This window comes from Aureimonas sp. AU20 (assembly GCF_001442755.1).
In the GTDB taxonomy this organism is placed as follows: Bacteria; Pseudomonadota; Alphaproteobacteria; order Rhizobiales; family Rhizobiaceae; genus Aureimonas.
Window position 1 is genome coordinate 3,145,250 of record NZ_CP006367.1, and the last position, 10,141, is coordinate 3,155,390.

Sequence of the window (10,141 nt, forward strand, 5' to 3'; positions counted from 1 at the left end):
GGGGCGACGCGCTACGAGCGCCTAGCCCTGCCCCGCGCGCAGGATGTAGCCGGAACCGCGCACCGTGTGGAGCAGCGGCTCGCCGACATCGCGCTCGATCTTTGAGCGCAGGCGCGAGATATGAACGTCGATGACGTTGGTCTGGGGATCGAAGTGATAGTCCCAGACATTTTCGAGCAGCATGGTGCGCGTCACCACCTGACCCGCATGTTTCATGAGATACTCGAGAAGGCGGAACTCGCGTGGCTGCAGCACGACCGTCTTGCCGCCGCGCTTGACCTCGTGGGACAGGCGATCGAGCTCGAGATCGCCGACGCGGTAGACCGTCTCGATCTCCTTCGTCGCCCGCCGCCGACCGAGGATCTCGACCCGGGCGAGAAGCTCGGAAAAGGCGTAAGGCTTGGCGAGGTAATCGTCACCGCCCGCGCGCAGGCCCGTGACGCGATCATCCACCTGCCCCAGGGCAGAGAGGATCAGCGCGGGCGTCATGTCGCCCTTCTCGCGTAGCGCCGAGATCACCGAAAGCCCATCGCGCTGCGGCAGCATCCGGTCCACCACGAGCACGTCGTAGCCCTGCGTCTCCGCCATATGCAGCCCCGTTTCGCCGTCGGCCGCGTGGTCCGGCACATGGCCGGACTCACGAAAGGCCTTCTGCAGATAGGAGGCGGCTTCTTTGTCGTCTTCGATCAAAAGGATGCGCATGGGTTCGGATGTAGGCGAAACCGCTAACGGCGTCATCGGCCCAGTCCTTTCGGATCGTCGGATTGTGAGAAAAACTGGGTGGCGCCCCGTTTCGGAGACGCCACCCTGCTCAGTCGAACGGCGGAGATACGCCCGCCGCCGGCCGATCAGCTGCCGGAGATCGGCAGGGCGACGAAGCGGTTCTGGTCGCCGTTACGCAGCTGGAACAGCGCCGCCTTGCGCCCGCTGCCGGAGGCACTCTTGATGGCCGCCTCGACATCGCTTTGCGACTTCACCTGCGTGCCGTTCACCGCCACGATCGTGTCGCCGGCCGAGACCCCGCGGGAGGCGGCTTCCGAGTCCGGGTCGACATCGGTGACCACCACGCCCTGACCGTCGTCGGACGGGGTCAGCGTCAGACCATAACCGCGCAGCGAGGACGGGTTGACCGGCACGCTGCTGTTGGAGCCCGCGTTGGAGGCTTCATCAAGCGAGGCCAGATTGCCCAGCGCGACCTTCACCTGCTTGGCCGCATTGTCGCGCCACAGCGTCACGTCGATCGAGGTGCCCGGCTTGAACTCGGCCACCTTGCGGGCCAGCTCGCGCGGGCTCGTCACGGTCTCGCCGTTGACGGCGGTGATGACGTCGCCCGTTCGGATTCCGGCCTTGGTGGCGGGCGTCTCGGTGTCAGGCAGGGTCACGATGGCGCCATGCGTGTTGGCAAGGCCCAGCGCTTCGGCGATGTCCTTGGTCACCGGCGCGATCTGGACGCCGAGCCAGCCGCGCTGGACATTGCCGCTGTCGCGCAGCGACTGGATCACCGACTGCGCGGTGGAGGCGGGAATGGCAAAGCCGATGCCGACAGAGCCGCCCGACGGCGAGAAGATCGCCGTGTTGATGCCGATCACCTGGCCCTGCAGGTTGAAGGCCGGACCGCCGGAATTGCCCCGGTTCACCGCCGCGTCGATCTGGATGAAGTCGTCATAGGGGCCGGCGCCGATGTCGCGGCCCCGAGCCGAAACGATGCCCGACGTCACCGAGCCGCCGAGGCCGAACGGATTGCCGACCGCCACGACCCAGTCGCCGACGCGCACCTTGGAATCGTCGGCCCAGCTGACATAGGTGAACTTGACGTTGGGCGCGTCGACCTTCAGCAGCGCCAGATCGGTGCGCTTGTCGGTGCCGATCAGCTTGGCGTCGTATTCCGTGCCATCGTTGAGGACGACGGTGTAGTTGGTGCCGCCTTCGACCACGTGGTTGTTGGTGACGAGAAAGCCGTCGTCGGAGATGAAGAAGCCGGAGCCCTGGGCCATGCCCTCGCGCGGCTTGCGGTTGGGCGCGCGCTGGCCAGGGGCGGCCGGGCCGTTCGGATTTCCGAACTCGAAGAAGCGGCGCAGCGGGTGGCCTTCAGGCAGGTTGTCGAAGGGCGAGGCCTGCGGACCGCCGCGATCGGCCACGTCCTCGATCTTCTCCTTCACCCGGACGGAGACGACGGCGGGCGACACCTTCTCTACGACATCCGCGAAACCAGCGCTCTGCCCGGCCGGGCTAACCTGCACGGCCTGCGCGAAGGACGGCGTGGCATGGGTCAACACCCCGCCGGAAAAGGCGAGGCCGGCAACGCCCGCAGCGAGAACCGCGGCGGACAGGCGACGCTTGGTCTTGGTCGTGATCGTGTTGGTCATGGGATACCCCTGCTGGTTCCGTTCTCGCGCTCGGCGGGACATTTCCGCTTCGTCGTTGACACGAAACCTAGAGGATCGAAGATTACGGCAAGTTTTCAGGCGTGTGAAAGCTTGGTAAGGTCAGTTTCGACCCGTTTCCTGCTCCAAACGATCCAAAACCTGCGCGACAGCCGCCTCCTCGGAGGAAGACAAGGGCGCGGCCGAGGCGTCCCGCGCGCGCCGGCGCGACAGGACGAGAGCGGTGCCGCCCGCTAGCAGCAGCACGACCGGCATGCTCCAGAGAACCAGGGTCTGCGTCTCCAGCCGAGGGCGCAGAAGCACGAACTGGCCGTAGCGCGCGACGAGATAGTCCAGCACCTGCGCATCGCTGTCTCCCGCCAGAAGACGCTGGCGAACGAGGACGCGTAGATCCTTGGCGAGCGCCGCGTCGGAATCGTCGATCGACTGGTTCTGGCAGACCATGCAGCGCAGCTCCGCGGAGAGCGCCCTGGCGCGGGCTTCCATCCCGGCGTTCGGCAACACTTCGTCCGGTTGCACGGCCGACACAGGAGACGCTGCCAGTAGGCACAGCGCCGCCACGACGAGGCAAAACCGCCGGGTTCCCCATCGCATCGTCAGGCCCTCGCGGCCGACGCGCGCCGCGCGCGGGACGGCGCACCGACCCGCAGCCGTCGGTCGGCCAGCGACACGCAGCCGCCCAACGCCATGACCACGGCCCCCAGCCAGATCAACGTCACCAGCGGCTTTGTCCAAATCCGAACCACGGTCGCGCCGCCATTGGCCGCCGCATCGCCCAGCGAGATATAGACCTGGCTGAACCAGCGAGTGTGGATGCCCGCTTCCGTGGTCGGCATCTGTCGCGCGGGATAGAATCGCTTGGCCGATTCGAGGCTCGCCGTCTCGCCGCCGCCGCGCGACAGGGTGAAGCGACCGACCTCCTCGCGATAGTTCGGCCCCTCGCGCGGCGCCATTCCCTCAAAGCGCACCAGGGTTCCACCGGCCTGGACCGTATCGCCCGGCGCCATCGTGGTGATGGTCTCGGTCGAAAAGGCGCCGACGGAGACGATGCCGAGCAGTGTCACGCCAAGGCCGAAATGGGCGAGCGCCGTGCCGAAGGCCGAGCGCGGCAGGCCGCGCAACCGACGGAGGGCCAAGCGCGGTCCCACCTTCGGCAACCCGGCGCGAGCAGCCAGATCGCACAGACTGCCCGCCAGGAGCCAGACCGCCAGACCGAAGCCCAGCGCCGCGAGGATGCGCGTTCCCTGCGTCAGCGCCAGAACCAGGACGATCGCCACGATCGCCGCGCCGATCGCGGCATAGAGGCGTTGCGCGGCGGCCAGAAGATCGCCTCGCTTCCAGGCCAGCAAAGGACCGAAGGGCACGGCGAAGAGCAGCGGCACCATGAGAGGCCCGAAGGTCGCGTTGAAGAAGGGTGCACCGACCGAGATCTTGGTGCCGGTGACGACTTCCAGCGCCAGCGGGTAGAGCGTTCCGGTCAGAACGGTGGCGCTCGCGGTGGTCAGGAACAGGTTGTTGAAGACCAGCGCCCCTTCCCGCGAGATCGGCGCGAAAAGCCCGCCGCTTTCCAGTTCGCTCGACCGCCAGGCGAAGAGCGCCAGCGAGCCGCCGATGAAGACGCAGAGAATGACGAGGATGAAGACGCCGCGCTCCGGGTCCACCGCGAAAGCATGGACGGAGGTGAGCACGCCCGAACGCACCAGGAACGTACCGAGCAGCGAAAGGGAGAAGGTAAGGATTGCCAGGAGCACGGTCCAGACCTTCAGCGCCGCGCGCTTCTCCATGACGAGAGCGGAGTGCAGCAGCGCCGTGCCGGAGAGCCAAGGCATGAAGGAGGCATTTTCGACCGGGTCCCAGAACCACCAGCCACCCCAGCCGAGTTCGTAATAGGCCCAGTAGGACCCCATGGCGATGCCGGCCGTCAGGAATACCCAGGCGATCAACGTCCAGGGCCGCACCCAGCGCGCCCAGGCCGCGTCGATCCGCCCGTCGATCAGTGCTGCGACGGCGAAGGAGAAAGCGATGGAGAAGCCGACATAGCCGAGATAGAGCAGCGGCGGATGGATCGCGAGCCCGATATCCTGAAGGATCGGATTGAGATCTTGCCCCTCGAAGGGCGCTGGCACGACGCGCGTGAACGGGTTGGACGTCAATAGGATGAAGAGCAGGAAGGCCACCAGGATCCAGGCCTGAACCGAAAGCACATTGGCTTTCAGGCTCGCCGGCAGGTCGACGCCGAAGGAGGAGACCAGCGCGCCGAACAGGGCGAGGATCAGCACCCAGAGCAGCATCGAGCCTTCGTGATTCCCCCAGACGCCAGACACCTTGTAGAGCATGGGTTTCAACGAATGACTGTTCTCAACGACATTCAGAACCGAGAAGTCCGACGTGACATAGGCGGTGGTGAGCGCGCCGAAGGCGAAGGCGAGCAGGGCGAAGCAGCCGAGCGACGTAACGCCGCCCGTGTCCATCAGCCGAGCGTCGCCGAGACGACTGCCGAGAACCGGCAGGATGGATTGCACCAGCGCCAGGCCCAGCGCCAGCACCAGCGCGAAATGACCGAGTTCGACGATCAAAGTCCCGCTCCGCCCGGGCTCGGCGCGCCGATCTTGGGGCTGGACGCCCCTTCGCTGGCGACCACCGCCCCGTCCTTCCAGAGGCCGCGCGCCTTCATGTCGTCCACCACTTCCTTGGGCATGTAGGTCTCGTCATGCTTGGCGAGCACCGTGTCGGCCACGAACACATGGTCGGGCCCGACCACCCCTTCCGCGACGACGCCCTGCCCTTCGCGGAACAGGTCGGGCAGGAGGCCGGCGTAGCGTACATCGACGCTCTCCACCGTGTCGGTCACGCGGAAGCGCACGAGGTGGCTGCCGCCGCGCTCCACCGACCCGCTTTCGACGATGCCGCCGAGGCGGATGCGCTGGCCTTCCGAAGGCGGACGGGTTGCGAGATCGGTCGGCGAGTTGAAGAAGGCGACGCTGTCCGACAGGGCCGTCAGCACGAGCGCGAACGCCGCCCCCACCACGAAGAGAATGCCGAAGATCGAACCGAGGCGCTTTTGCTTGCGGGTCATCGCGTGGCGCTGTCTCCCGAGAGGTCGAGCCCGAGCGATCGCGCAAAGGCCAGGATATCCTTACCCTCAGTGCTTTCGGGTGAGAAGACGCCGAGCGCCTTCTCGCCGGCCGCCGTCGCCTCGCCCGTCTGGCCGAGAACGGTGTAGGAGCGCATCAGGCGCTTCCAGCCTTCCTTATCCTGCGGCGCGGCCTCCAGTCGGCCGGCAAGTTGCGCTACCATGCCCTCGACCATGCCGCGGCGATCGGTCTCGCTCATCTGCCCCGCTGCCTCGATATCGGCCCCGCTCGGGCCGGGCGCCTGCGCTAGGGGCTCGGACGGCGCTGCCGGGGCATTCATGCCGAGCTTGGCACTCGCATCGTCCAGCCCCGCCCGTGCCAATGTCAGCCAAGGCGCATCGGCGGGCGACGCGGCGATCAGCGCTCCCCAGGCCTCGCGCGCCTCGGCATAGCGCTCGGTCTGCGAGAGCTGCAGCGCGAGGTAGAAGCGCGCGGCCGGCGCGTCCCGGTCCAGCGCCAAGGCCGCATCGAACTGCGCCTTCGCCTCCTCGGTCACCTGTCCACCAGCCTGCTGAACCAAAGCCTCGCCGAGACCCACCAGCTTTTCGGCGTTCGGCTTGGTCAGGCGGATGGCGTTTCGGAAAGCCACCACCGCCTTGTCGGCCTCGCCCATGCGCAGGTAGACCGGCGCGACGATGCTCCAGCCGGTCCCATCGTCCGGCTTCTCGACCAGCCTTCGCTCAATGGCGGCAATCATGGTGGAGATATCGTCAGGCGCGCGTTCCTGTTCGCGGCTGGCCAGGGGCAGATCGCCGATCTCCGGCGAACCGGCCCTGTCGTAGAAAAGAAAGGTCGCGGCTGGTAGGAACAGGGCGACCGCAAGTCCGGCTATGATAGCGAGGCGGCCCTGCGCCGACCGGCTCGCGCTCTGGTCGATCGCCAACGCGCTCTCGGCCTTCAAGAGACGGCGGGCGATCTCGGCGCGGGCCGTCGCGGCCTCGTCCGGGCCGATCGCCCCGCGTGCCAGATCGCCTTCCAGTTCCAGAAGCTGTGCGCGATAGACCTCCGCATCATGGCGCGGACGCGGCACCGCCGGCGCGACGCTGGTGCGAAGCAGCGGGCGAACGATCGCGATGGTCGCGATCAAGGTCATGCAGGCGGCGACAAGCCAGAACAAGCGTCATCATCCCATGGGCGGCTTCCGACGAGACCGGCGGCCGGCGAGTAGGCCAAGCTCTATCAAGGGCGCGCAGCCCTGCCTATTCACATCGGCGCAAAGAATGTCTCGTCAGCCGACGGGCGTCCACGTATCGACGCCCGACCGGCAGGCGGTGCCGACCTGGCGCGTCGTCGCGCTTCCACGGGTTACGACATGGGTGTAACCCCGGCAATCCTGCGAGCCGATCCGGTAGAGCTGCGTCGGCACGACTTCGCCGCGATAGCCGTCCGCCGACCAGGGTACGGCCTGCCCGACGGCGCCGAACTGCAACGCCTGATACTGTGCGGCCAAAGCCCCCTGCTCCGCCCGGCCGCTCAGCGGCGCGTTGCCGCTTTTGGGCAGGCTGGGGCGCAGCGACAGAGCGCCGGGCGGCAGAGCAGGCGTGGACGCCTGCGTCAGGGCAGCGCCCGACGACAGGCATCCGCCGAGCGTCAGCGAGGCAAGGAGGGCCGCAAGGGTCTGAAACGCACGACGCATGGGTCAGCCTGATACCGACCGGGGCAAGCCCGGACATTCCGAACGATCTCAGATACTGTCTGACAACTCGGCGGTGGAAGGCCGTCGAGTGATTTTGCGACGTTCGCAAGGCGCCAAACGCAGTCGATGCCGGTGGCATCGGCGAGGATTGGCAACGAAGCGGCGGCGGAAAAGCGCCGGCAAACCGACCCGGCCGAGTTATCAAACAGTCTCTCAGGAGATCGGCGCATCAGCGGAACGTGGCAAGGTCAGTTCGGCGCGCAATCCCCCGAATTCGGACCGGCCCAACCGAAATCCCCCCCGGTATTGCAAAACGGTCTCAGCCACGATCGAAAGGCCGAGGCCGCTTCCAGGCACGGTCTCGTCGAAGCGACGACCGCGCTTGGTCGCCTCGGCGATCTCCGCCTCGCCGAGCCCAGGCCCGTCGTCCGACACGGTGACGAGGAAGGCGCGAGGCACCTCTGCCGAGACCGTGAGCACGATCCGGCTTCGGCCGTATTTCGCAGCATTCTCCAAGAGATTGCCGAGCATCTCCTCCAGATCCTGCTGCTCGCCGGCAAACACGAGACGCTCCAGGGCCGCGTCCATCTCCATATCCACCCGGAACCCTGGATTGAGCTTGGCGATGACCCGGCCCAGACGCTCCACGACGGGTTTGACGGGAGCCCGGGCGATTACCCTTTCGCCGCCCGCCGCGATGCGGGCGCGGTCGAGATAATGCTGGACATGGGCCTGCATCCGCTCGCCCTGCTCGCGCAGCACGCGCCCCTTCTCGCCGCCGATCGCTCCGGCTTCGTTCAACAGGACGGCCACCGGCGTCTTCAGGGCATGGGCGAGATTGCCGACCTGCGTCCGCGCCCGCTCCACGATGCGCCGATTGCTGTCGATCAGCGCGTTCATCTCGGCGGCGAGCGGCTGGATCTCGGTCGGGAACCGCCCCTCGAGCCGTTCCTTCTCGCCGGTACGCACCGAGGCAAGCGCGCGCTGCACGACGGAAAGCGGGCGCAGACCATAGAGGATCGCCAAGGCGTTGATGACCGTGGAACCCAAGCCGAACAGGCCGAGATAAAGCGTCAGCTGCCGGTTGAAGGCCACGATGTCGGCATCCAGCGTGCTGGCATTGCCCATGACGCGAAAGCGTGCGGCATGGTTATCACTGTCCAGAACGACTTCCGCCTCCTCGACATAAAGCGTCTCGCCGTCGAGCCCCGGCACCCGGTAGTCGCGCCGATACTGCATGTCGAACGGCGCCTCGGCCTCCGGTACGTCCGCTATGCGCGCGCGCCCGAGCGAGAAGGACGAAAGGCGGCCGGACGTGTTGGCGCTGGCCGGCAGCACCTCCCAGTACCAGCCGGACAGGGGCTGCGAATAGGCGAGATCGCCGAGATCCGGCACGCCGCGCAAAGCGCCGGTCTCGTCAACCGTCACGGCATTGACGAGGTTGAAGAGCTGAGCACGCACCACGGCCTCGAAGCCCGACAGGGCCGTCCGCTCGTAGAGCGAGGAAATCAGGCCGCCGACCACGAGAAAGGCCGCGATCGCCCAGAGGCTGGACATGCCGACGACACGCACCGTGAGGCTTGCCGAGAAACGGGTCTTCCGCGGCACTTCGCTCACCCGTTCGCGCTCCGGCAGCCGCTGATGTCAGCCATCCCGGTGCATCCGATAGCCGAGGCCCCGCACCGTCTCGATCAGGTCCAGGCCGATCTTGCGGCGCAGGCGGCCGACGAAGACTTCGATCGTGTTGGAATCACGGTCGAAATCCTGATCGTACATGTGTTCGGTCAGTTCGCTGCGCGAGACGATCTCGCCTTGGTGATGCATGAGATAGGCGAGCAGCCGGTACTCGTGCGAGGTCAGCTTCAGCGGCGTGCCGTCGACGGTCGCGCGGGAGGATTTGGTGTCGAGCCGCAGCGGCCCGCAGTGGATTTCGGACGAGGCATGGCCGGCCGCGCGGCGGATCAGGGCGCGAAGGCGCGCCAAAACCTCCTCCATGTGGAAGGGCTTGGCGACATAATCGTCCGCCCCCGCGTCGATGCCTGCCACCTTGTCGCTCCAACGGTCACGCGCGGTCAACAACAGGACAGGCATGGCGCGCCCGTCGCGGCGCCAGCGCTCCAGGACGCTGATCCCATCCATCTTGGGCAGGCCGACATCCAGCACCACGGCGTCGTAGGGTTCGGTATCGCCGAGGAAATGACCGTCCTCGCCATCGACCGCGCTGTCCACGACATAGCCCGCCGCGCGCAGCGCCTCGCCGAGTTGGCGGCTCAGATTGGCGTCGTCCTCAACGACCAAGATACGCATCGTGCCTCCGGTTCGGTGTTTCGATTCGCGAGGCTTTATTGCGGAATCGTGATCGTCTGACGGCGGGGCCGGCTGCCGTCGCGCGCGGGCACCAGAACCGTGACGACGCAGACCGTGCGCCCGCCCTGCTCGGAGATCTGAACGGACAGAACCTGTCCGCCCGTCTGCGCGGAGGCCTGGGCGGCGGCGGACGAGCAACCGCCCTGGGCCAGGAGTTCGGGTCGCTCGCCCGGCTCGTGCGAGGCGGCGGGGGCGAGCGCCGACACGCCGCCCACGCCCGGCGCGGACCAGTTCGCCGAGGAAGGCGAGACCGCCGCCCACAGCGAAAGGCCGGCCATGAGGGGGAGAAGGAGCGTGCGGCGGGTCATCGGCTTTCCCGGTTTCGATCCTCCTTCTTCTAGGCGCCAGCCGCTGAATGTCGAATGAATAGGCCGGGATTTGGCGCGGTCAGCGGATTTCGGTCTGGGCCTGGAAACGGCCGAGAATAGCGATCACAGCGCCCAGCGCCGAGGCGCCGGCCGCGAGCGCTTCGGCCAGTTGGTCTTGCGCTCCGCCGTCGAGCTGGAAGCCGGCGAGGGCGGCAAGGCTGGCGCAAAGCGCCACGAGCCCACCCCAGACGGTCTTCGATTTCCACCATTGTTTCGTCTCGATCATGCTGGTCTCCTTGGGGTTTGGATGGA

The 10,141-nt window shown here is 67.1% G+C and carries 11 protein-coding genes; all 11 read right to left on the bottom strand.

From position 1 onward, the window contains the following. Window positions 1–21 precede the first annotated feature (21 nt). On the bottom strand, window positions 22–738 hold the full coding sequence (locus M673_RS14190) for a response regulator transcription factor (RefSeq protein WP_061976645.1): 717 nt from the start codon (window positions 736–738) through the stop codon (window positions 22–24). A gap of 110 nt (window positions 739–848) precedes the next feature. Next, entirely contained in the window at window positions 849–2,366 is a 1,518-nt protein-coding gene (locus tag M673_RS14195; RefSeq protein WP_061976646.1) for a Do family serine endopeptidase, read from the bottom strand. 120 nt (window positions 2,367–2,486) lie between these two features. After that, window positions 2,487–2,978, bottom strand: coding sequence for a cytochrome c-type biogenesis protein (locus tag M673_RS14200; RefSeq protein ID WP_061976647.1), 492 nt, complete (start codon window positions 2,976–2,978; stop codon window positions 2,487–2,489). Between the two features lie 2 nt (window positions 2,979–2,980). Continuing rightward, the gene (locus M673_RS14205) at window positions 2,981–4,960 is read right to left on the bottom strand and encodes a heme lyase CcmF/NrfE family subunit (RefSeq protein ID WP_061976648.1); all 1,980 of its coding nucleotides are present in this window, start codon (window positions 4,958–4,960) and stop codon (window positions 2,981–2,983) included. Next, window positions 4,957–5,460, bottom strand: a complete 504-nt coding sequence (ccmE, locus tag M673_RS14210) for a cytochrome c maturation protein CcmE (RefSeq protein WP_061976649.1) — start codon at window positions 5,458–5,460, stop codon at window positions 4,957–4,959. Before ccmE ends, M673_RS14205 begins: the two co-directional genes overlap by 4 nt. Further along, a complete protein-coding gene (ccmI, locus tag M673_RS14215) occupies window positions 5,457–6,635 on the bottom strand; it encodes a c-type cytochrome biogenesis protein CcmI (protein ID WP_061976650.1) in 1,179 nt (392 codons plus the stop codon). The genes ccmE and ccmI overlap by 4 nt, the downstream gene beginning before the upstream one ends. A gap of 111 nt (window positions 6,636–6,746) precedes the next feature. Further along, window positions 6,747–7,154 (bottom strand): hypothetical protein, encoded by a 408-nt coding sequence (locus tag M673_RS14220; protein ID WP_061976651.1) that lies wholly within the window; start codon window positions 7,152–7,154, stop codon window positions 6,747–6,749. Between the two features lie 213 nt (window positions 7,155–7,367). After that, a complete protein-coding gene (locus M673_RS14225) occupies window positions 7,368–8,711 on the bottom strand; it encodes an ATP-binding protein (protein WP_061977861.1) in 1,344 nt (447 codons plus the stop codon). Between the two features lie 87 nt (window positions 8,712–8,798). Continuing rightward, complete coding sequence (locus M673_RS14230) at window positions 8,799–9,461, bottom strand: response regulator transcription factor (protein WP_061976652.1); 663 nt, start codon at window positions 9,459–9,461, stop codon at window positions 8,799–8,801. Window positions 9,462–9,496: 35 nt separating this feature from the next. Next, window positions 9,497–9,829: a hypothetical protein gene (locus tag M673_RS14235; RefSeq protein ID WP_061976653.1), complete on the bottom strand. Its 333-nt coding sequence runs from the start codon at window positions 9,827–9,829 to the stop codon at window positions 9,497–9,499. A gap of 79 nt (window positions 9,830–9,908) precedes the next feature. Beyond that, window positions 9,909–10,115 (bottom strand): hypothetical protein, encoded by a 207-nt coding sequence (locus M673_RS14240; protein ID WP_061976654.1) that lies wholly within the window; start codon window positions 10,113–10,115, stop codon window positions 9,909–9,911. Window positions 10,116–10,141: the final 26 nt, after the last annotated feature.